This is a genomic window from Chrysiogenes arsenatis DSM 11915 (assembly GCF_000469585.1).
In the GTDB taxonomy this organism is placed as follows: domain Bacteria; phylum Chrysiogenota; class Chrysiogenetes; order Chrysiogenales; family Chrysiogenaceae; genus Chrysiogenes; species Chrysiogenes arsenatis.
This window is the reverse complement of record NZ_AWNK01000007.1, coordinates 339,050-362,108: the sequence shown is the minus strand read 5'-3', so window position 1 is coordinate 362,108 and position 23,059 is coordinate 339,050. Positions and strand designations below refer to the sequence as shown.

At 46.1% G+C, this 23,059-nt stretch carries 18 protein-coding genes, 1 tRNA gene and 1 pseudogene; 10 read left to right on the top strand and 10 right to left on the bottom strand.

Annotated features, from left to right (window positions below; translation table 11 throughout):
• Positions 1 to 141: 141 nt before the first annotated feature.
• Positions 142 to 876 carry an IS21-like element helper ATPase IstB gene (istB, locus tag P304_RS0107090; RefSeq protein ID WP_027389239.1) on the top strand — a complete coding sequence of 245 codons (735 nt, stop codon included), beginning with the start codon at positions 142 to 144 and terminating at the stop codon, positions 874 to 876.
• 71 nt (positions 877 to 947) lie between these two features.
• On the top strand, positions 948 to 2,714 hold the full coding sequence (locus tag P304_RS16160; RefSeq protein ID WP_152514501.1) for an ATP-binding protein: 1,767 nt from the start codon (positions 948 to 950) through the stop codon (positions 2,712 to 2,714).
• A gap of 83 nt (positions 2,715 to 2,797) precedes the next feature.
• On the opposite strand, the gene P304_RS0107080 is transcribed toward P304_RS16160, so the two are convergent.
• The 3 genes from P304_RS0107080 to pckA form a co-directional block, all read right to left on the bottom strand.
• A tRNA-Ser gene (locus tag P304_RS0107080) sits at positions 2,798 to 2,883 on the bottom strand.
• A gap of 67 nt (positions 2,884 to 2,950) precedes the next feature.
• Entirely contained in the window at positions 2,951 to 5,572 is a 2,622-nt protein-coding gene (gene ppdK, locus P304_RS0107075) for a pyruvate, phosphate dikinase (protein ID WP_027389973.1), read from the bottom strand.
• 258 nt (positions 5,573 to 5,830) lie between these two features.
• Positions 5,831 to 7,420, bottom strand: coding sequence for a phosphoenolpyruvate carboxykinase (ATP) (gene pckA, locus P304_RS0107070; protein ID WP_027389972.1), 1,590 nt, complete (start codon positions 7,418 to 7,420; stop codon positions 5,831 to 5,833).
• Between the two features lie 173 nt (positions 7,421 to 7,593).
• On the opposite strand from pckA, the gene P304_RS0107065 reads away from it, so the two are divergent.
• Both P304_RS0107065 and P304_RS14525 read left to right on the top strand, forming a co-directional pair.
• The gene (locus tag P304_RS0107065) at positions 7,594 to 7,815 is read left to right on the top strand and encodes a hypothetical protein (protein WP_027389971.1); all 222 of its coding nucleotides are present in this window, start codon (positions 7,594 to 7,596) and stop codon (positions 7,813 to 7,815) included.
• A complete protein-coding gene (locus P304_RS14525; protein WP_051321498.1) occupies positions 7,815 to 9,230 on the top strand; it encodes a sigma-54 interaction domain-containing protein in 1,416 nt (471 codons plus the stop codon). Before P304_RS0107065 ends, P304_RS14525 begins: the two co-directional genes overlap by 1 nt.
• Here P304_RS14525 and gloB read toward each other — a convergent pair.
• Positions 9,227 to 10,012, bottom strand: coding sequence for a hydroxyacylglutathione hydrolase (gene gloB / locus P304_RS0107055; protein WP_034764646.1), 786 nt, complete (start codon positions 10,010 to 10,012; stop codon positions 9,227 to 9,229). The two genes, P304_RS14525 and gloB, sit on opposite strands and share 4 nt — an antisense overlap.
• Before the next feature lie 4 nt (positions 10,013 to 10,016).
• A complete protein-coding gene (gene glgA, locus P304_RS0107050; RefSeq protein WP_027389969.1) occupies positions 10,017 to 11,474 on the bottom strand; it encodes a glycogen synthase GlgA in 1,458 nt (485 codons plus the stop codon).
• A gap of 113 nt (positions 11,475 to 11,587) precedes the next feature.
• Between glgA and ung the strand changes: the two genes are divergently transcribed.
• Positions 11,588 to 12,271 carry a uracil-DNA glycosylase gene (gene ung, locus P304_RS0107045; protein ID WP_034764495.1) on the top strand — a complete coding sequence of 228 codons (684 nt, stop codon included), beginning with the start codon at positions 11,588 to 11,590 and terminating at the stop codon, positions 12,269 to 12,271.
• On the opposite strand, the gene P304_RS0107040 is transcribed toward ung, so the two are convergent.
• The 3 genes from P304_RS0107040 to P304_RS14520 all read right to left on the bottom strand — a co-directional run bounded on the left by P304_RS0107040 (position 12,268) and on the right by P304_RS14520 (position 14,953).
• Positions 12,268 to 13,152 carry a tyrosine-type recombinase/integrase gene (locus P304_RS0107040; RefSeq protein WP_027389967.1) on the bottom strand — a complete coding sequence of 295 codons (885 nt, stop codon included), beginning with the start codon at positions 13,150 to 13,152 and terminating at the stop codon, positions 12,268 to 12,270. The two genes, ung and P304_RS0107040, sit on opposite strands and share 4 nt — an antisense overlap.
• 303 nt (positions 13,153 to 13,455) lie before the next feature.
• Positions 13,456 to 14,226: an ABC transporter permease gene (locus P304_RS0107035; RefSeq protein WP_034764492.1), complete on the bottom strand. Its 771-nt coding sequence runs from the start codon at positions 14,224 to 14,226 to the stop codon at positions 13,456 to 13,458.
• Positions 14,216 to 14,953, bottom strand: coding sequence for an ABC transporter ATP-binding protein (locus tag P304_RS14520; protein ID WP_034764490.1), 738 nt, complete (start codon positions 14,951 to 14,953; stop codon positions 14,216 to 14,218). The genes P304_RS0107035 and P304_RS14520 overlap by 11 nt, the downstream gene beginning before the upstream one ends.
• A gap of 138 nt (positions 14,954 to 15,091) precedes the next feature.
• Here P304_RS14520 and P304_RS0107025 point away from each other — a divergent pair, with 138 nt between their 5' ends.
• The 5 genes and pseudogenes from P304_RS0107025 to ftsZ all read left to right on the top strand — a co-directional run.
• Positions 15,092 to 16,303: a pyridoxal phosphate-dependent aminotransferase gene (locus tag P304_RS0107025; RefSeq protein WP_027389965.1), complete on the top strand. Its 1,212-nt coding sequence runs from the start codon at positions 15,092 to 15,094 to the stop codon at positions 16,301 to 16,303.
• Between the two features lie 39 nt (positions 16,304 to 16,342).
• Positions 16,343 to 17,272 carry a D-alanine--D-alanine ligase family protein gene (locus tag P304_RS0107020; RefSeq protein WP_034764487.1) on the top strand — a complete coding sequence of 310 codons (930 nt, stop codon included), beginning with the start codon at positions 16,343 to 16,345 and terminating at the stop codon, positions 17,270 to 17,272.
• The gene (locus tag P304_RS0107015) at positions 17,262 to 18,011 is read left to right on the top strand and encodes a cell division protein FtsQ/DivIB (RefSeq protein WP_027389963.1); all 750 of its coding nucleotides are present in this window, start codon (positions 17,262 to 17,264) and stop codon (positions 18,009 to 18,011) included. Before P304_RS0107020 ends, P304_RS0107015 begins: the two co-directional genes overlap by 11 nt.
• The gene (gene ftsA / locus P304_RS0107010; protein WP_027389962.1) at positions 17,992 to 19,248 is read left to right on the top strand and encodes a cell division protein FtsA; all 1,257 of its coding nucleotides are present in this window, start codon (positions 17,992 to 17,994) and stop codon (positions 19,246 to 19,248) included. Before P304_RS0107015 ends, ftsA begins: the two co-directional genes overlap by 20 nt.
• A gap of 24 nt (positions 19,249 to 19,272) precedes the next feature.
• Positions 19,273 to 20,376 (top strand): annotated as a pseudogene (gene ftsZ / locus P304_RS0107005) (cell division protein FtsZ); the annotation flags it as partial.
• A 412-nt stretch (positions 20,377 to 20,788) separates the two neighbouring features.
• Here ftsZ and P304_RS0107000 read toward each other — a convergent pair.
• Together P304_RS0107000 and P304_RS0106995 are read right to left on the bottom strand one after the other, a co-directional pair.
• On the bottom strand, positions 20,789 to 22,105 hold the full coding sequence (locus P304_RS0107000) for a hypothetical protein (protein WP_027389960.1): 1,317 nt from the start codon (positions 22,103 to 22,105) through the stop codon (positions 20,789 to 20,791).
• Between the two features lie 10 nt (positions 22,106 to 22,115).
• Positions 22,116 to 23,003, bottom strand: a complete 888-nt coding sequence (locus P304_RS0106995; protein WP_027389959.1) for a tyrosine-type recombinase/integrase — start codon at positions 23,001 to 23,003, stop codon at positions 22,116 to 22,118.
• Between the last annotated feature and the right edge of the window lie 56 nt (positions 23,004 to 23,059).

Genomic DNA, 23,059 nt, shown 5'->3' with positions numbered 1-23,059 from the left:
AACTTTGCCAAGCCTACAACAGCTGCATTCGCAGTATTTGCCGACAGAAACACAACAGATGGAAGTGTCGCAACACTCGCTGGATTCGTACGATCAATTTATTACCGGCGCATACCAGCAAGACAGAAGGAACCACGAACTATGCAACTAATAGACGGCATGCTCAAAGAGTTGCGTCTGAGCGGATTCAAACAGCACCTATCATCATTGCAGGATCAGGCACTAGAGAATAGTTGGAGCTACAGCGAATTTCTTAGCCATCTGTGCGAACGTGAAATTGCTAATCGTTTCCAGACGCGGGTGAGTAATTGGCGCCGCGAAAGCAGCCTCAATAATGCGAAAAATCTGACAAATTTATCATTAGAAAACTATCCACGGGAGGTTATGCAAACCATACGACAATTACAACAGTCCACCGACTGGGTTGATGGTGCCAATAACATACTCTTCTTTGGCCCTTCCGGTGTCGGCAAGTCACATATTGCAAACGCGTTAGGGTTGCACCTTATCGACCAAGGGGTACGCGTCAAGGCATTGAGTGCCGTGAGCCTCGTTCAGCAACTCCAGACAGCGAAAAACGCATTGGATCTTATTGGATTTATGAGCAAGCTGGATAAATATAGAGTCATAATTATTGACGACATTGGCTACGTAAAAAAAACAGAAGGAGAAACACAGGTACTCTTCGAATTTATTGCGCACCGTTACGAGAGTGGGAGCCTGATAATAACCAGCAACCAGCCATTCAGCGCATGGGATCAGATATTTCCAGATAGCTTAATGACCGTAGCGGCAGTCGATCGCATCATTCACCATGGATGGATCATACAAATAGAGGGGGAAAGTTATAGAAAAAAACAGAAACTAAGCCGTTAATCTACTCATAGAAAAGCGGCCAAGGTAATTGTCGCTGACCGGACAAAGTAATTGACGCCGGACAAATTGCCGTGATTTCTTCTACAGGGCAAATGCACCTCCTTTCATGGCGCGATCAAAATCAGAGCAGGCCTAATGTTGATGCCCTTGATCGCACATATTTTACCGTCCATAAAGATCCGCAACACGGCTTGTACATCGGCACTCCGCTCAGAAATAAGCTTGATGGTCAGTGGTTTATTCCCATCAGCCGCGCTCTGTACACTGGTGATCAACTTAACTTTGTGGTCATGGTCGGCGTCGATTCACAAGTTTTTCAGCAGCATTTCAAATTACTGAATATTGGTAGCTCTGGAACGATGGCACTCTGGCGCAAACCTCATGGTGAAGCTCTTCTATACCATCCTTTTCGCGAAGAACTTCATGGCGTAGCTATGGAGCAGAATCCTATCTTCCTAGACAACCGTTTACAGCAGAAGTCCTATGATAGCTTCCAATGGTTGTTTGCGGATGGGGGTAACACGAACTACTACATCAGTTATCGCACTGTTGAGCAGCTGCCTTTGGTGGTAAGTGCCACTATACAGGAGGTGGAATACTTGGCCAAGTGGCGGCAAGAGCGTCTATTTACTATAGTAAGCTTGATGCTTCTGTCTGTGGTGCTCGGTGGTTTCGGAATCTATACTATGCAGCAACTTTCCTTGCAGGAAAGAACCGATAAGGCTCTAAGGACTTCACATGGTAACTTTGAAGTACTTTTAGACAGCATGGATGCGATTATTTATGTTTCGGATATTGATACTTATGAGCTTATTTACATCAACCAGCGCGCAAAGAAACTTTATGGAAACGTTATTGGAGCGAAATGTTGGATGTATCTTCAGGAAGGCCAACAAGGGCCTTGTCCTTTCTGCCGCTATCATTTGCTGCGAGATAAGGACGGCTTGCCCAGCCAAGAGAGCATAGTCTGGGAAAATCAGGTGCCCTCAACTAAGCAGTGGTTCCAGAGGCGCGATCGTTCCATTTACTGGAGCGATGGACGAATCGTTCATCTTCAGATTGCTAGCGACATCACGGAGCTTAAAGAGTCGGAGGCACTCATACGCGCCAACCTAGAAGAAGAACGTAATATTAACAAGATGAAAAGCACTTTCATTCAGACAGTATCACATGAATTCCGCACCCCTCTTGCTGGGATCATGGGATCTGCCGAAATCCTAGAGCGTTACTTCGGTCGCATTAGCGAGGAGCAGCGCTTGCAGCACCTATTATCCATCCGCATGGGAGTCAAGCGCATGGTTGCTATATTAGAAGACGTGCTGATCTTGGGTAGCTTAGATTCTGGCCAGACAGCATTCAACCCTCAACCGCTTGATCTCGCTAACCTATGTCATCTTGTCTTAACTGAAGCGCGGCAGGCGCATGATGGCCGGATAATACTTCTTGATGACGATCAGGCACCACGCAATGTGGATGCTGACGAAAAACTTCTGCGCTACATTCTCACTAACCTGCTAAGCAATGCGCTAAAGTACTCGCCTTCCGACAAACCGGTTCATCTACAGATTAGACAGCAACATGATAATTACGTTGTTTTCTGTGTTCGGGATGAAGGTATTGGCATACCGGAAGAGGAGCAAAAGAACATGTTCAAGTCATTCTACCGCTGTTCCAATACCGAAGGCATTAAGGGAACAGGGCTGGGGCTAATTATCGTGCAGAAATGTGTATTCCTCCACGGTGGAACCATAGAGTTCACCAGTAAAGAGGGGCAGGGAACTTCATTTTATTTCTACTTGCCCATTCACTCACGTTGCCATATGCCAGTTAGCTTTTAATGCAATTGAATGAACCACAAGAAACAGTTCAACCCCTTGCTTTGCAAGGGGTTGAACTTATAAAAGCATAGAAATTTTAAAAATGGCGGAAGAGGTAGGATTTGAACCCACGGAGCTTTCACTCAACGGTTTTCAAGACCGCCGCCTTAAGCCACTCGGCCACTCTTCCGCAAACGGGTGGGACTATACCGAGTTTCCATGTTCATGGCAACTCTTTTTTCATCCTCTCGCAATTTTTATGATTTCAGCGCAGCATGTGCGGCGGAAAGTCGCGCAATAGGTACGCGATATGGTGAACAGCTCACGTAGTTCAACCCTATTTTATGGCAAAAATTGATTGATGCCGGATCGCCACCGTGTTCGCCACAGATGCCTGTTTTCAAATCTGGGCGTGTCGAGCGTCCACGAACCACACCCATTTCGACTAACTGGCCAACTCCGGCAACGTCAATCGAGACAAATGGGTCTTCTTTGTAGATTCCCTGATGCACATAGTCGGGCAAGAAACGTCCGGCGTCATCACGACTTATGCCAAGGGTTGTTTGGGTGAGGTCATTTGTGCCAAAAGAGAAAAATTCTGCTTGCGTAGCGACTTCATTCGCAGTAAGGGCTGCGCGAGGAAGTTCGATCATGGTGCCAACCAAGTATTTCAGCGTCACGCCTGAACGGTTGATGACTTCATCGCATACGCGAACGGTCATTTCGCGCAGGATTTCAAGTTCCCGCACATGCCCGATCAGGGGAATCATGATTTCTGGTTGCACATCAATGCCTTCTTTTTTCAGCTCACAGGCCGCTTCAATGATGGCGTAGACTTGCATTTCATAGACTTCAGGATAAGTGATGCCAAGGCGGCAACCGCGATGCCCTAACATTGGGTTAAACTCGTGCAATTCGCTCACTTTTCGTTTGAGCTGGTCAAAATGTAAGCCTGAAGCTTGCGCTACTTTTTGCACATCCTCGTCGGTATGCGGTAAGAACTCATGAAGGGGTGGGTCTAGTAGGCGTATAGTTACCGGAAGTCCGGCCATTTCCCGAAACAGGCCAAGGAAGTCCTCTTTCTGATAGGGCTTTACTTTGGCAAGCGCTTTACGGCGATCGGATTCATTGCTGGCAAGAATCATTTCGCGTACGGCATCAATGCGGTCCCCATCAAAAAACATATGTTCCGTGCGGCACAGGCCAATCCCTTCGGCACCAAATTCACGGGCGACGCGCGCATCTTCAGGTGTGTCGGCATTTGCACGAACGCCAAGTGTGCGGAACTCATCTGACCAGTCGAGCAGAATGGCAAACTCACCAGAAAATTCGGGTGATACCAACGTGACGCTCCCTACAACGACTTCGCCTGTCGTTCCATTGATCGTGATAAAATCGCCTTCTTTAATCGTAACGCCACCGGCAATGAAAAATTTCTCGCGCTCGTTGATGTCTAACGCGCCACAACCCGCGACGCAACATTTGCCCATTCCGCGCGCGACCACTGCGGCGTGTGACGTCATACCGCCCGTTGCGGTGAGAATACCTTCCGCTACGTGCATACCGCCGATATCGTCAGGGGATGTTTCGTTGCGAACAAGGATGACTTTCTCACCACGGGTTACCCACTCTTCAGCATCTTCGGCATTGAAAACGACTTTGCCAACGGCGGCTCCGGGAGACGCTGGCAGCCCTTTGGCGATAGAAGTATAGACTTCTTTCGGGTCAATCATTGGGTGCAGGAGTTGGTCAAGCTGCTCGGGCAGAACGCGCAATACGGCGGTTTTTTTGTCAATCAATCCTTCGAGTACCATGTCATGTGCAATTTTGACGGCAGCTTTCGCGGTTCGTTTCCCGGTACGAGTTTGCAACATAAAGAGTTTACCGCGTTCAACGGTGAATTCAATATCCTGAATGTCGCGGTAATGCTTTTCCAGTTTCTGGTAAACGGCTTCAAGTTGTTCAAAAACAACGGGCATAACATCTTTCAGGCGGGCGATTGGTTCTGGCGTACGGATACCCGCAACAACATCTTCCCCCTGAGCGTTAATTAAAAATTCACCAAAGAAGATTTTTTCGCCAGTAGAAGGGTCGCGGGTGAAAGCAACGCCAGTTCCTGAATCGTCACCCATGTTGCCAAAAACCATGGCTTGAACGTTGACAGCGGTACCCCAGTCATCTGAAATTTTATTGATGCGGCGATAGGTTTTGGCTCTTTGATTATCCCATGAACCAAAGACAGCCGTAATGGCGAGCATCAACTGATCCGCAGGATTTTGTGGAAACGGCTTTCCGGTTTCTTTCGCCACCAGTGCCAAGAACTGTTCGACTAATTCTTTGAAGTCGTCAGCACCTAAATCGGTATCGATAGCAACATTTCTCGATTTTTTCATAGCCGATAGGTAATGTTCAAACTTATGGTGCGGCACACCAAGTACGACATCGCCAAACATCTGAATAAAACGACGGTATGAATCGTACGCGAACCGCTCGTTGCCAGAAGCTTTTGCGAGCCCAACAACTGTTTCTGAGTTGAGCCCTAAATTCAATACCGTATCCATCATCCCCGGCATGGAAACTCGCGCACCTGAGCGTACCGATACCAAGAGAGGGTTCGCGATGTCACCTAGTTTTTTCCCTAGCGAAGTTTCAAGTTTACTCAGAGCAACTTGCATTTGTTCTTGCATCTTTTCTGGATAATTTCCGGTCTTTGAATAGTGCACGCAGGCCTCGGTTGTTACGGTAAATCCGGGCGGTACCGGTATTCCAAGCTGAGTCATTTCAGCCAAGCCAGCACCTTTCCCGCCGAGAAGTGCCTTGTTTGTGGCATCACCCTCCGCGGTGCCATTACCAAAAAAGTAAACATACTGCTGTGCCATACGTGTCCTCCAAAATAGAGTCGATATTTTTCGCAAATGCGGTTTTGGAAGTATACGAAGCTCGCACCGATTCGACCAGTAAAAAAAGGGGAATTTTGCGATTTATTTCGCTACGTTGATACAGTTCAGCGAAGAATAATGAATATGAAAGGGTATTTTGAACAAATCAGTTTTCGAATGTGGTGCAAAAACAAAGGATCATGCAGGAAATAAAAAAGCCCTCGGCAATGCCGAGGGCAGAAAGGGTCTTAATAGTGCTTACAATTTAGGTCCGGCAGCCGTAAAATCGAAGTCATTGTCGTTGGTGAGGTATTTTTTGAAGTTTTCGATAAACATTCCACCAAGTTTTGCAGTGGTTGCATCATACGCTGCTTTATCGCTCCACACATTCCGAGGATTCAGAATAGCGCTTTCGACTCCGTCAAGCTTGGTCGGCATTTGCAAGCCAAATACTCCCATCGACTCAAAGCTTGTGTGGTTGATGCTGCCATCAAGGATAGCATTAATACACGCTCTAGTTGCTTTAATGCTCATCCGTTTGCCAACGCCATATCCGCCGCCGGTCCAGCCAGTGTTGACAAGGTACGCGTTCACATTATGCTTGGCCATTTTTTCGCCAAGGAGTTTTGCATAAGCGGTAGGATGGAGTGGCAGGAATGCTTCGCCGAAACATGCTGAGAATGTTGCTTGCGGTTCAGTAACACCACGCTCAGTGCCGGCAACTTTAGCGGTGTATCCGCTCAGGAAGTAGTACATGGCTTGCTCGCGAGTGAGCTTCGAGACAGGAGGGAGAACACCAAAGGCGTCACAGGTTAAGAATATAATATTCTGTGGATGCCCCGCTTTGAGTGTCGGTTCATGGTTATCAATATGCGTTATGGGATACGATACACGAGTATTTTCGGTCTTTGAGCTGTCATTGTAGTCAATGATGCCATCTTCATTCGCTACAACATTTTCCAAAAGAGCATTGCGCTTAATCGCCGCATAAATTTCAGGTTCTGAAGATGGATCAAGATTGATAGTTTTGGCGTAGCAGCCACCTTCAAAGTTGAAAATCCCATCGGCATCCCAGCCATGCTCATCATCACCAATCAGCTTACGCGACGCGTCAGTGGAAAGTGTTGTTTTTCCTGTTCCTGAAAGGCCGAAGAAAAGGCAAACATCGCCACTCTTCCCAACGTTTGCGGAGCAGTGCATAGAGAGGATACCTTCCAGCGGAAGCCAGTAGTTCATCATGGTGAAGATACCTTTCTTCATCTCCCCGCCGTACCAAGTACCACCTATGATTGCTACATTTTTTTCGATATTAAAGATAACAAAAACGTCAGAATTTAACCCATGCTCTTTGAATTTCGGGTTTGTTAAGCCACACGCATTGTAGATCGTAAACTGTGGAGCAAATGACTTGAGATCACTTTCGGTGGGACGGATAAACATATTTTTGCAAAAGTGTGACTGCCAAGCAAATTCAGCAATAAACCGAACGCTTTTACGAGTTTTTTCATTGGCACCACAGAAGCCATCGGTAACGTACAGGTCTTTTCCAGAAAGATACTTTGTAACTTCGCCATAGAGTTCGTCAAAAATTTCCGTTGTAACGGGTTGGTTAATTTTTCCCCAAGCGATGTTCTTTTTGGAAGGTTCTTGAGCAACAAAATACTTATCTTTAGGCGAGCGACCAGTAAATTTCCCTGTGTCGACCATGAAAGTTCCGTTAGAGGATACTCTACCTTCGTTTCTGGTTGTTTTGTGAGTGAAAAGTTCCTCATAGCTTAGGTTATGAAACACCTTACCGACACTGCTAAGCCCGAGCGTTTTCGCATCAAGTGCGAGTGCTGCTTGCATAAAAGCCCCCTCGTAAAAAACTTACATAATTCGCACTGCTGTAGTAAACTGCGCGGAATTTGTCAATTTCATAACATATTGGAACGTGTGAAAGAAACCAAAAAAGCGCAAATTCACCTTTTATTCGTTGAACTTCACACTGCCGTTCCACACCACATAAGGGGAACTCTGAAATGAATCTTGAACCACTGTTTTGCCCGTATTGCGGAGCCGAAGGAAGTCTTGAAGAAATGGAAACTTCTGCCATGGAAATTGACGGGGATCTTTGGCTCATTTACCATTGGTATTGCGAACAATGTCAAGAGCAGTTTGATAAAGTAGAACTCAGCCCGTTGAGCATTGACGATAGTGATGACGATGACCTTTTTGACGATGATGACGACATGGAGCGGTAGTGAACCACCTAGAGAGTTTTCAATCGGCTTATCAACAACTAAGCACCTTAGTTGATACGATTCCTGACATAGTCGTTACGGTTCTACCAAGGTCTGTGTATAAAATATTTCTTATCGCTGGATGGGTTGAAAATCTTTTCGAAACAGAAGCACCTCTTTTAACGGGTTCTATCCTTCAAGCGCACCAAGAATACAATCATTTACATCAGGTTTGCGCACAAGTAGAGTCCAATAAAAAATGGGTTGACAATCACTTGGCTCAAATTGGCTCACGCGTGTTGCTAGTAAGTGCACGGTATTACGATTCAACACAGGCAACCCAGCATCCATTCATTACCCTTCGCTTACACGATGTGTCAAAAATGGGGTTTATTGCGGATAGCCGCACCCATTTTCACTACCACGGGCTGATCGGCAAAAGCCCCCAGATGGTTGAAATCTTTCGACGAATAGATATGTATGCGAAAACGCGTGCCAATATCCTTATAACCGGCGAAACGGGTACCGGAAAAGAAGTGGTAGCAAATGCCATTCATACTGCAAGCCACGTTAAGGGGGAATTCGTCGCGCTCAACTGTTCTGCTATCTCGGATCAGCTTATCGAGTCCGAACTGTTCGGCCATGAACGTGGTTCTTTTACCGGAGCTTTTCGGACGCATCGCGGAAAATTTGAACGCGCTGACAAGGGGACACTTTTTCTGGATGAAGTTGGCGATATGCCGTTGCACGCGCAAGCAAAATTACTCCGTGTACTTGAAGATGGCATTGTCGAAAGAGTTGGTGGTGAAAGTACGATTCGCACCGATGTACGGGTAGTTGCGGCAACGAATATCCCACTTGAAGACGCAATCACGCGCAATGCTTTTCGCGCCGATCTATTCTACCGCCTTTCGGTTTTTCGCATTCACATTCCGCCGCTCCGTGAACGTCCAGTTGATATTCCGTTATTGGTTCGCACCTTGCTCGCTCGCCTGAATGAGCAATATCGCTCGCTTGGCAAACAGGTGATAGAAATCACTCCGGAAGCAATGCAGATTCTTACCGCATGGACATGGCCAGGTAATGTTCGTGAGCTATCAAATACTTTAGAGAGAATATTTATTGAGTCATCTGGGCCAGTGATTACCGCAGCTGATTTGCGCGGCTGGTATCACGAAAAGCAAACACTTTCTTATCGCCAAATTCGTAGCTATGATCCTGCAAGTGAGCCAGTGAAGCTCATTTCGGCGGGCACCCCGCCAATGGAATCAAACGCCTATTCCCGCAACCCACGGGATATGAATGCCGATGAGTTGCGCACAGTGTTACGGCAGGTTCACGGAAATAAAACCCGCGCGGCTCAAGTGTTGGGAATTGATAAATCAACATTATATCGCAAGTTAAAGCGTTTTGGGATTCACGAAAGCGAATGCTAACGAAACGTGTCTTTCTCATGACGCAGCGCCGCAAAAACTTCACTATTCGATTTAGCTTCCGGATAGCGTGCTGCCAGTGCTGGCACATGGCAGCGCAGAAATGGATTCGTAGTGAGTTCTTCTGCCAATATTGACGGGGTTGAATACTCCCCGTGCGCGAGCGATTGTTCGGTTACCAATATTCGTTTTTGGATTGCTGAATTTTCTGGCTCAACATGGCTCGCAAATCTCAAATTGGACACCGTGTATTCATGTCCAAAGCCGATACGTGTTTGTGGCGAAAGTTGAGTGCAAAGCTTCTGCAAAGAAGCAAACAGAACCGCCGCGCTTTCTTCAAACAAACGTCCACATCCTGCGCCCAAAAGTGTATCGCCCGTAAAAACCCAACCCGCACCAGCGTAACACAGCGAACCCGAGGTATGGCCAGGGGTGTGGATTGCCCGCAAGGAGATATCGCCGACGTTCACGTCAGCACCATCGTCCAGAAGAGAATTACCATATGGGATGCGCGTCTCATCGCCACGGAAGGCATACACGGCAAGGTGGTCAAATTGGTGCAGCAAGTCGCCAATGCCGCCAATATGATCAGCGTGATGGTGGGTGCAGAGCAGCGCGGTCAGTTGCCACGGCTTACCGTGTAGCGCTCGTAAAATGGCATCGGCGTCAGCTGGATCTATCATCAGCGCTTGCTGCGAGCGTTTGCAAACAAGGAGATAACCGTAGTTATCACTCAGGAGCGGGATAATATGCACGTCAAAGGGAGTCTGATTTTGTGTTTGCATAGCGTTACGACTTTTTTTCGATAAGCGATTGATAAACATCGTAATACGACTGGGCCGAGCGTTTCCAACCAAAATCCTGTGCCATCGCTTGTTGCTGCATTGCACGATAATGCGCGGGGCGATCATAAAACGTACTTACCGCCCAGCCCATCGTGTTGTACAGCGCGCTAGCACTGATATTGCTGAATTTAAAACCGGTTCCGGTGCCATTAACTTCATTGTAGTTTTCCACCGTATCTTCTAGCCCGCCGGTGGCGCGGACAACGGGAAGGGTGCCGTATGCCAGACTGTACATTTGGTTCAAGCCGCAGGGCTCATACAGCGAAGGCATTAAGAAGAAATCACTTCCCGCCTCTACTAAATGAGCCAAATCTTCGCTATACCCAATATGTGATCCGATCTTACCGGGATGAAAACGCGGTAGCTCGCCAAAGAACCGCTCAAACTCAGTTTCACCAGAGCCAACGATCACAATTTGGCACGCCATATTAACGACCGCCTGCTCTACGGCATCACGCAGGAGTTCCATCCCTTTTTGTTGCGCGAAGCGCCCCACAAAGCCAAAAACAGCGATATTGGGATCATCGTGCAGTAAAAAGTGCCGTTGCAATTCTGCTTTATTGACGGCTTTGCCCGCTAAAGAAGTAACGGTATAGTTTTTCGGAATTCTGGTGTCGGTGGCTGGTGACCATTGCGCGGTATCGATGCCATTGAGAATGCCAATCAACCGATCCCCTTTGGCGCGCAAAATGTCATGCATTCCGGCAGAACCGATAGGACCACAAATTTCGCGGGCATACGTTGGGCTGACGGTTGTGACAATATCCGAAAGAATAATGGCGCCTTTCAAAAAATTGATAGCACCAAAAGACTCATAGGTTCCCTGATGAAAATGGTGGAGTGGTATTCCGGCGTACGCTAACACCTGAGGCCGAAAAATTCCTTGATAGCCGATATTGTGAATAGTGAATATACAGCGTGTGTCGGCAAAGAATAGGTCATTGTCGAAGGCCAAATGAGCTGGCACAAGTCCTGTTTGCCAGTCGTTACAGTGGATAATATCTGGCTTAAAACCTATATCTCGCGCCACTTGCAATGCAGCCTTTCCAAAGAAAGCAAAACGAAAGGGGTTATCGCTAAACTCACCCTGTTTTGTGTTATACAACTCATGGCGTCCAAAAAACTTATCAAACTCAATGAAGTAGAAATCAACACCATCACGCGATGTTGTATGGAGTGAAAACCATTCTTCGCAATTTCCCATATGTACACAGTGGTTTGAAACGAGTTGAATAGCGTATTTTTTTCGGTCGATACTCCCATAGAGAGGGAGGACAACCTTAACATCAACTTTTAGTGCGCTGAGTGCTTTTGGCAATGCCCCACAAACATCGGCAAGGCCACCGGTTTTTGCAAAAGGATCCACTTCGCTCGCGAGAAATAATACCTGTAGCTGTTTCATGTTGGCACCCTTCAGGAAAAGATCGCATCGGCGTGCGGCGAAAAACCTATTGCACAATGACTGCAAGTCATAATAAAGGAGCAACTGAACATGTCAAGCCAAGGAGTGATCGAATGCATTTACGACACGGTTTACGCGAACTTCAACATGAGTGGCTCCAGATTCTTGACCCATTGCTGCATCTGCCAACATCAAAAAAACTCGATATTTTTTTGCAAAATGAAAAAGACAGTGGGCACCATATCTACCCATCACAGGATACCTATTTTGCCGCACTACATGAGACGCCGTGGTCTGCGATTCGTGGAATTATTATTGGACAAGACCCGTATCATCAGCCACATCAAGCGCACGGATTGGCATTTTCTGTTCCAGAAGGCCAGAAAATTCCACCCTCTTTGGATAATATTTTTCGTGAACTCGCTGACGATTTGCATATTGAACGACCACCGCATGGCAACTTATGTCACTGGTCAAAACAAGGCATTCTCTTGCTAAACACCATTCTAACCGTTCAACATAACAAGCCTTTGTCGCACAAAAATCAAGGATGGGAAGAAATTACCGATGGAATTTTGCGCGCCGTGTGCCAGCAAAAAGAGCATCTCGTTATCTTCGCTTGGGGAAAGTATGCTCAGCAAAAAATATCTGCCATCAATACGGATGGTCATCTCGTGCTGAAAGCGCCTCACCCCTCGCCACTTTCATCGTACCGCGGTTTTTTTGGTTGCCGCCATTTTTCGCAAGCCAATGCGTGGTGGAAAGTGCACGGATTTACTGACATGCGCTGGAGTTAATCCAGCTTTTTGATGGCGTCGCGCAACCCTTCGGCGGTGGTATGGGTATAAATTTGCGTAATGGAAATATCGGAATGACCTAGCAACTGTTGTATTTCAATAAGATTAACCCCTTTGCGCACGAGATTTGAAGCAAAAGTATGACGCAAAGCATGTGCACCCCGTTTTTTGGGGAGAATAATACCCGCCTTATTGAGATGTGTCGAAATTCTTTGCCAAATCAAATACGGCGTCAGTTGTTGCCCCTGTAAACGAGAAAGAAAAAACGGTGAGTTGATCGCCGCCATGTGCGGCAACCAGTAGGTTTGAAGCGCCTCTTCAAGCTGCGGTGCGAGAGGAAGGATTTGCTCTTTTCCCCCTTTGCGCGTGATTTGAATCGCACCAAGTTGTTGATGATAGGCGCTACGCAGCAAGGTGCATGCTTCGGAAGTACGCATGCCGGTATACAGGAACAACGCAAATAACGTGTGATCACGGTCGTTGGTAAAATTTCTTTTCAGGCTTGTTAAGTAGTTACGCAAGAGCGCTTGCTGCTCGGCAGTCAAAAATACCGGTATTTGCCGTCTGTTGATCCCTTTGGGTGATTTGAGGTGCTGCGCGGGGTTGCCGACCACGAGCTCATCATAATCAAGATAACTAAAAATAGTTTTCAGTAACGCAACGATATTAGCATACGTCAGACGGTTCAATTCGTTAGCGCGTTGTGACATATATCCCCGCAACACCCTTTGGTCAACCTGATCCAATGCGACGCTGTACTCGTTGAGGTAAAGAATAAGCCGGTCAAATTCTAAAAGATATTTATGGACGCTGCGTGGCGAGTGACCTGTTTCGAATCTCAGATAACTTTCGAGTTGTTTGCGAATAAGTGGGTAGTTCATGAAAATGTCCTTATTGTGAGTCTGGTTAGCTGCTCGCCATCACATCCAATGAAATATAACATTTCATTGATGTGATGGCAAATGCAAAAAAAGCGCCTAAAATGGGCGCATTTGCAATATTATATCAAATGAAAAACAGAGCGGGAGGATAGGGCGAAATAAGAAAAATTGGCTTAGGTCATGGTTTCAAAGTTACATCTATCTGGTTTCGCTGAATCGTTTCTTCATCGTAAAATTTCATTACCAAGTATGATAGAAAATTCTACTCCACTTGAATACTATTTCCTGGGGGGATTAGCTACCTTATACACTTCCAATCAAACGACGACGAATAAGAGTGTAGGCCAGCGGCACGGTGATGCTTACCATGACAAGCATAGCGAACAGGTGTCCCGCAACGGCCAGTTCAAGCGCTCCGCTGGCAAGGGCGCGTGAGATAGCGACGGCGTGATAGAGCGGGGTAAAGTATGCCACCATCTGCACAACATCGGGCATGGCGTGAAGCGGGAAAAAGATGCCTGAAAAAAGATACATAGGGGTCATCACAAGGGTGAAATAATAATTGAATTGGTCGATGCCAGGTATCACCGCGGTGACAATCAGGGCAAGTGACGCAAAGATGACTCCCGCGAGAAAAATGACTGGGGCGAGTGCCATAAGCCATGGCGAGCTGATAAGCCCTGCGAGGGTAACGACAATGGCAATTATCGTTCCGTAGATCAGACTTTTAGTGGCACCCCACAGGATTTCGCCACCGACAACGCCACGAATAGTGATGGGGGTCGAAAGGAGTGCGTCAAAGTTCTTTTGGAATGTCATTCTGACATACGATCCATACGTGCACTCGAAGGTTGCGGCAAATGCTGCCGATGAAAGGATAATGCCGGGTGCGAGAAAGTGAGTATAAGGGAGCCCATCGATTTCGCGGATATATCCACCAAGGCCAAGCCCCATGGCCAGCAGATAGAGTATGGGTTCGACGAAATTAAGCGTGACGCTCGAAAAATATCGTTTGCGGTAGACCTTGAAGTGTCGCCGCCAAACTCTGATCATGCCAATGATATCAGCGTACAAGCGGCCTCCCGGTAAGTGTCAAATAGACTTCTTCCAGTGTCTGACACTGGTGGTGCTGGATTAAATTCGCGGGAGTGTCCAGCGCGATGAGTTCGCCATTATCAATCAGTGCTACGCGGTCGCAGAGTCTTTCCGCCTCTTCCATATAATGGGTGGTCAGCAGTAGTGTTGTTCCTTGCTGGCGCAGGGTATCAAGTTTTTGCCAGACGAGGCGGCGGGAATATGGGTCAAGCCCGGTGGTTGGTTCATCGAGTATTACCAGTTCGGGGCGATTGATCAGCCCACGAATAATGGTGAGTCGCCGCTTCATGCCACCAGAAAGGGCGCGAATGGGAGCGTTCCTTTTCTCGTGCAGTTCAACTTCTTGCAGCAGTTGAATGGCGCGCGTAGTTGATTCTAACGTGCTGATTCCAAAGTAGTTCGCATACACAACGAGATTTTCTAGCACGGTTAAATCAAGGTCAAGATTGTCTTCTTGCGGGACAATTCCCATGCGCGATTTAATTTCGCGCGCGGCTTGGTTCACGTTCAGGCCAAAGATTTCTACCGTGCCACTGGTCGCGGGGAAATAGCAGGAAAGTATTCGCATAAGCGTTGTTTTACCGGCGCCATTGGGGCCGATGATTCCTACGCATTCTCCGGATGTTACACAAAAGCTCAAGCCACGAAGTGCTTGAAAGGTGTGGTAATTTTTTTGTAGATTCTGAGCAGCAATCAGTATGTTCATGGCGAATATTTCTAGCATAAAAAGCGGTATTACAAAAGAATCGAAAAAATGGTGCTATTTCTTTTGTCAGTTTAAAACTGCATTTGACATGGGTTACGTTTCTCTATACTGTATGGCATTTTTTTAAGGGGGCGCCACATGGCATATCTTAAATCTCAGCACCTTTGTGATGTTAATTATGAAATTCGCGGCAAGATTGCGCAAAAATCAGCGGAGCTGATTCAGGCGGGTCACAATATTATCGAACTCAATATCGGCAATCCGGCGCAGTTCGGTTTTCGTGTTCCAGAAACAATCAATCAGGCGATAGTGCGTAACTTGCTGTCAGCAGAGGGCTATTGCCAGTCGAAGGGTATTTTTCCTGCTCGTGAAGCTATCGTCAATGACACCCAGCTTCAAGGGGTGCGCGATGTGCATATTGACAATGTGTTCATTGGAAACGGTGTTAGTGAATTGATTATGATGTCTATGGAAGCACTGCTCAATCCTGGCGATGAAGTGCTCCTTCCGTCTCCAGACTATCCGCTTTGGACGGCGGCAGTGCGCCTTTCAGGTGGCAAAGCGGTGCATTACCTTTGCGATGAAGAGCGCAACTGGAGCCCGAATGTAGCCGACATAGAGGCGAAAATCACCCCGCGCACACGTGCGATTGTCATCATCAACCCGAATAATCCTACTGGTGCTGTGTACGGGCGTGAAGATCTACTAGAGATCGTTGACTTATGTCGCCAGCATAAGTTAGTCCTCTTTGCGGACGAAATTTACAACAAAATCACCTATGACGGCGCGGCGCATCATCCAGCAGCGGCGCTTTCTACTGATGTGTTAACTGTGACTTTCGGCGGGTTAAGTAAAGTATACCGTGCTGCAGGTTTCCGCGTTGGGTGGATGTATTTAAGCGGGCCAGTAAAAGAAGCCACAGACTATGTTGATGGGCTTACCTTGCTGGCGAGTATGCGTCTGTGCTCCAATGTTCCTGGTCAGTGGGGAATTCAGACAGCTCTTGGTGGGGTTCAATCTATTTTCGAATTAACTGCTGAAGGCGGCAGACTGCACAACCAGCGGAACGCAACCTATGAAAGATTGAGTGCTATCGAAGGGGTGAGCGTCACAAAACCTGAGGGGGCGCTCTATATTTTCCCGTCGATTGATTTGCGTCGTTTCCGCTTTAAAAACGATGAAGACTTCTGCTATCGTTTCCTGAGCGACAAAAAAGTTCTCCTTGTTATGGGACGCGGCTTTAACTATCTGAGTGAACGTCACTTCCGCGTGGTCTTCTTACCGCAAGTTGACATGATTCACGATGCGATGGATCGCTTGGAAAGTTTCCTACAAGAGAATTTAGTGTAAGATGTATTTTTTGCGTATTCAATGCACGGAGGTTAAGTAATGTCAGTTCCTTCGGAAGTGACGGTTGGGCTGCTGATGGGTGGTAATTCTCATGAGCGTGAGGTTTCATTGCGAAGCGGTGCGGGTATTGCCCAGGCGCTACGCGAGTATAACTACCGAGTCATTGAGCTTGATCCGTCAGACCCGTTTTTTTCCAGTAAGTTAGAATCCATTGATATTGCTTATAACACTCTGCACGGTTCAATTGGTGAAAACGGCGTTATTCAAGGGTATTTCGATATGCTGGGCATCCCCTACACTGGCACTGGTGTGATGGGGAGTGGCGTGTCGATGGACAAGGATATTTCAAAAAAAGTTGCGATCGGCTGTGGCATGTCAACGCCCAATTATTTTGTATATTACCAAGAACAAAGGGATTGTCATGCTCTGCCGAACACGTCACCGCTGGGATATCCAGTCGTTGTAAAAGCGGCGTGTCAGGGTTCGAGTATCGGTGTTGAAATAGTTGAAAATGACGCACAGTTTCAGCGCGCAATGGATATTTGCTTTGAACTTGACAGGAAAGTACTTGTAGAAGCATATGTTAAAGGATATGAGGTGACGGTGGGCTTTATTGGGAGAACCGCCTTGCCTCCTGTTGGCATTGTTCCGCATGAGCGGTTTTATAATTATGAAGCGAAATATTCACAAGGAAAAACGCAATACGATGTTCCCGCGCAGATTTCCTCAGAATTATGTTGCAGTATTCAGGGTCAATCTCAGAAACTGCGCCGCGCACTCGATCTTCAGGGGTGTTTTCGCGTCGATTTTATTATCGTCGATGAAGTTGCCTATTTTCTGGAGATCAATACAAATCCGGGTATGACCGCAACAAGCTTAATTCCGAAAGCTGCAGGGTTGGCAGGAATAAGCTACGCCGAACTTGTACACCGTAACATACTGGAAACATTGAATAAACGTGGATGTTAAGCGTCAAATTATTACTGGAATTATTGCAACATTCTTTTTTGGTGTCTTTGGGTTTGGTTTTTATTGGTTTTACTACCAAAGTGCCATTTTTGATCTCCGCGCGGTTGAGTTAAAAAACAACCATTTTGTTGACGAAGAAACTATTGCTTCGCTATTTACAAAATATGCCGGACAAGATATCCTTTCGCTCGATATCAATACTGTTGCTCAAGAGGTATCGCAAATTCCGTGGGTTAAGAGTGTAGCCATCTACCGTAAGTACACTGGAGTGCTGCGGGTGGTTTTAACGGAATTTAGACCGGGGTACAAGTTGCGCAATGATCACGGTGACGTGTATTATGTATCCTCTGATGGGTACGTAATGGAATTGCTCAACAACCGACTTGAACAAAAGCTGCAATATGACAACATACAGCTTCCTGTTATTCACTCAACGTACCAGCAGTTGTCATTCCGCGATATTGTTACGCAGACCCCGTTGCTCTATTCCATTGCACAACACCTTAATGAGCAACTTCTCAGTATTTACAATCTGCTTATAGATAAAAGCGGCATTGTTCTTGCTAATGATTGGCAGAGGGTTTATCTTGGTGATCAAAAATTCCCCGATAAGGTTCGCACATTGAAACATTTGGCAAATAACGTTCTTACTCCCTATCAGCGCTATAGAGTTTATTTAGAAAACGGTGTCGTTTATATTCAAGAAGGTGTGGTGGATGATGCCAAGAGAAATCGCTGAAAACACAAACATTATCGTTGGACTTGACATTGGCACCACCAAAGTATGTGTTGTAATCGCACAGGTTCGCTCCGACAATTCCATCAATGTAATTGGCACTGGAAGAGCTGAATCAAAAGGGATTCGCAAAGGTGTCGTAGTCAACATTGACCTAACCGTAGAGGCTATCCGTAAAGCCGTTAACGAAGCTGAACTTATGGCTGGTGTGACGGTTCGTGATGTTTTTGTAAGCATTGGCGGTTCGCATATTAAAGGGACAAATTCACGTGGTGTTATTGCCATTAAGAATCGTGAAGTGCGTGAAGAAGATGTCGTTCGCGTCATCGAATCAGCTAAGGCCGTTGATATACCGCTTGACCGTCAGATCCTCCATGTGCTTCCACAGGAATATATCGTTGATGGACAAGACTCAATTAAAAAACCAATGGGGATGAGTGGTGTCCGCCTTGAGGTTGAAGTTCATATCGTTACGGCATCACGTAGTTCTGTCGAAAACCTCGTAAAAAGTTGCAACCGAGCAGGCTTAAATATCTCTGGAATTGTGCTCAGTCAATTGGCTACCTCTCACTCCGTACTCTCTTCTGACGAAAAGGATCTTGGCGTAGCGGTCATAGATATTGGTGGCGGCACGACAGATATGGCAATTTTTGTTGAAGGGAGCATTTGGCATACGTGTAATATTCCCTTTGGCGGGATCAACATAACAAATGATATCACGATCGCTCTTCGAACCCCGCAAAAAGATGCTGAAAATATAAAGATTAAACACGGAAGTGCGTATACTTGTGACGAGCTTTCAAGCGAAATTGTCGAAGTGCCCGGTGTTGGAGGAAGAGATCCGCGAAGGCTTTCGAAGTATGTATTGAGCCAGATAATCGGACCTCGTGCGAATGAAATTTTTAGCGCTGTCAATAAAGAGATTCAAAACGCGGGTTTTGAGGATTTGATTGCCAGTGGTATTGTAATAACGGGTGGCGCTTGCAAAATGGAAGGTAGTCAGAAAGCGGCGTCAAAAGTGTTTGGCACTGAAGTCCGTATCGGCTCACCAACTAACTTTGGTGGCCTTGTTGACGTAGTAAGTGATCTTGAATATGCTACTGCGGTTGGACTGGTGCTCTACGCATGGTCGGAAAATTCTTCTTTTTATGCGGAAAATACTTCCAAAAGAGAAGAGCCTTCGCGACCTGGCCAAAGTGTTACGGGGAAGTTAAAGAAGCTATTTGGTGAGTTTTTCTAGTAACGTATACTCTCGGGGGAAACCATGACGTTAATTTTACCTGATGAAGAAGAGTTCAGCTCGCCAGGGGCTCGTATAAAAGTTATTGGTGTTGGTGGAGCTGGCGGTAATGCGGTGAACAACATGATTGATGCTCGACTCGAAGGAGTAGAGTTCGTTGTTGCCAATACCGATCAAAGGGCGCTTGGAATTGCAAAAGCGCCCGTCAAACTGCAAATTGGGTCAAAACTCACTCGTGGACTTGGCGCCGGCGCAAATCCTGAAGTTGGTAAAAAAGCAGCAGAAGAGGATATGGAGCGCATTCGCGAAGCGCTTGCTGGTGCCGACATGGTTTTTGTAACCCTTGGTTTGGGTGGCGGAACCGGAACTGGCGCAGCGCCAGTTATTGCTAAAATTGCAAAAGAACTTGGGGCTTTGACCATTGCTGTGGCAACTATGCCTTTTTCGTTTGAAGGCCGTCGTCGCCTGCAAGTCGCGCAAAAAGGGTATATGGAAATATCTGAATGGGCTGACAGTATTATTGCCATACCGAATCAACGCTTGTTTGAAGTATGCGATAAGAATATGAAAGTCACTGAAGCCTATCTCATGGCTGACGATGTGCTCAAGCAAGCCGTACAGGGGATTTCAGACTCGATTAACGTGGTTGGACAAGTTAATATCGACTTTGCTGACGTTCGCACGGTTATGGCCAACTCTGGCCTTGCCCTTATGGGAACTGGCGAAGCCGAAGGGGACAATAGAGCGGTCGAAGCTGCCCGTAAAGCTATTTCTAGTCCTCTCTTGAATGATATTAAGATTGCTGGCGCGAAAAAAGTCCTCTTAAACATTACGAGCAGTATGGACATCACGATGGTTGAACTGCAAGCTGTTACAAAGTTAGTAACTGAAGCGGCCGGAGATGCAGATGTGATATACGGCAATGTCTTCAATCCCGACTTACAGGATCGCATTAAAGTAACAGTTGTCGCTACTGGTTTCGAACTCCCACCTGAAAGTGGCATCCCTGGATACGTGAAAAACCATGCGAAAGAGCCTGAGGTTGCTGCCTCTACGCCAGCGCCAAGTACTCCTCGCGTTACGCGCATTGCTCCAGAGGCGCCTGCAGCTGTAGCAACTGCTCCAGCGCAGATGCCACCGACCAGTCAGGATGATGTGATGCCAAAAGCACAAAATACTTCTACTGAAATGCCGCAACATGCTGCTAAAAAATCAGTTACAGATGACTTCTCGCGGTCACTTTTTTCCGATGATGAAGGGCAAAACAACAGACAACCATTCGCAAGCTCTAATGACACAATGATTATTGATGATGTCACCCCTCTACGCACAACAGCATCGGCTCGCTCTCACGAAAATGGTGATGCAAACCGTGATCATAAACCAAAAATGAGTTCAGAATTTATCTCCATTAAAGAGATTCGTAAAAATCAAAGCACCGATATTAAAAATATCCATAGAATGCTTGGCGGTTCGGAAGAACACGATTATTACGACATTCCAACTTTTCTTCGAAATCAAGTAGATTAAAAAANTTTTTTTATTTCAACGTCAATGAGTTCAGTGCTGCATATCCTGCACAAACGCCACCCTCATTTTCTGTTGCTGGTTTTGTGCGAACTAAGTAACCAGCGATATCTGTGTTGATTGCTCCATGCATGGCATGCGTCAGTGTATACCAACCAATTTCACTGGCGCAAGGCACGGGAGGCTGTACTTTATTGTTTATAACTAATTGTGCATTATGCAACTCAGGATGTATTCGCTCCATTGCCACGTACGTTGAAAAATCTATTGATGGATCATTCAGTAAAGACGAAATAGCAGTACCAAAAAAATTATTTCCCCCACCTTCACGCTGTGGTTTTACAACAAAATTATCAGGGTGCCGAAAAACTTTTTCATAGGCATCCTTGTTGTCAAGGGGGCGAGTGTACACTGAAGTGGCGGCAAGATATTCTCGACTTTGATTACAGCTCAAGTGTGATTGCAATATGGACTCGTCGGTCAATACGGCCTGAATCACTTTCATGCCAGCGAGTTGATATTGCATGTCAGGAATTTTAATAGCATCAGAATTCTCTAGAAGAATTCTCCCCTGAATAGCCTCTTCACTCTGATAATCTTCCGGCGCATATCCAGCACGAAAATATGCTACGCCTACATGGAAGTTATTATAATACATATGTCCATGACGAAGAATGCCATACCTGCCGATATCTTCAAGGGTCGCCCGCACCGCACGTATTCCCGCTTGCCTAAAAAGTAATTTTTCGATAGCAAGCTGATCAAAAATATTTCTCTCATTGGGCTGAACAACCATAAGCAAGACGCTATTCGGAAAAGCATAATACTGAAACATATCGAGAAAGCACTGTGTAATTTCTTTTGCAATAGGATTTTCAAGAGGAAGACGCGATATCGCTTTCGTTGACTCGAGAAATGTATGAAAATTTACCATGCATTCAGACATCATGGGAAAGCTTACCGAGACCGTATTGAATTCTACCTGCTTCGGAGTGCCAGATGATGCAATAAAAAAATCATTTCTCCCAATTGCTTGTCGATAAGGCTGTGCATTCTCGGGGGAGCTGCGCAAGATACGCAACAGCACATTAATGAAAGGATCGTTCAGTAAAAGTGGCTCAAGATATTTCTCAAGGAATGCCTGAGGCAATGTCATAAGCAAATCGGCGTAAATTTGCGAGCTGTTTTTCATTGTATCTATGTTCAATTGAGAAACTAAATATGGATCAAGCACGATTGGCATGTGGGAAAGTTGGTCGTGCGTATCATACTTGAGTAATCCGTAGGTTATTGCCATATCAACCAATGGTGCATGGTCTGAGTGAGTCATCATAGTACTCCTATTCGTCAAGCAATTGAATTGTATCACGCAAAGATTCCGGAGAAACATGCGTATAGATTTGTGTCATCTTTACATCTGAATGTCCAAGTAGGTGCTGAATTTCAATCAATTGCGCTCTTTTTCGAACAAGATTTGTTGCGAACGTATGGCGCAATACGTGCGCCCCGCACTTGCGTTGTTCATTGCATTGTAGCGCTTTCAGTTCTTTTGAAACGAGATGCCAAATAATACGAGGGTTCATCGGCTTGCCACCTTTTTGCGAAAAAAACCATTCTGATGATATTTTTGCCATCCAGGGCAGCCAAAACTGCTCAAGTATTGTAACAAGGGTTTTGGGCAGCGGAATTACCTGTTGCTTGCCTCCTTTACGAGTAATCGTAATGGAAGAAGTTGTTTGCGAATAGTGCATTCTCGTCAACGTACAAAGCTCAGACGTTCGTATCCCTGTATATATGAACATGGCGATTATCGCTCGATTCCGGTCATTGGTGAAGTTTCTTTTGGTCTGCACCAGCATTTCGCGCAAGGTACTTTGTTCCGATACATCAAGACAGTGTGGCAAGTGATCTCTTCTTGACTGCTTGGGAAATAATAACTTTTCGGTCGGGTTTTTCTCCATTATTTGTTCTGTATGCAAAAAAGAATAGAATGATTTCAAAATTGCCAAAATAGTCGCATAAGTCGGCTTTTTTAAGTTCCCTGCTCGAGCGTACATATACGATCTTAAATCAATATGTGAAACGGAACTATATGCCAGTTTTTCTGAATCCAGATACGTGAAGTACTTCCGCAATTCGAACTGGTATTTTTCGATTGTTGGTGACGAGCACCCTTTTTCAAAACGTAAATAATTGGTGAAATTTTTTACGATCGTGACGTGCGACATGGTTACTCCATATTTGTAATGAAATAATCTATTTCATTACAAATATCATAAAAGCT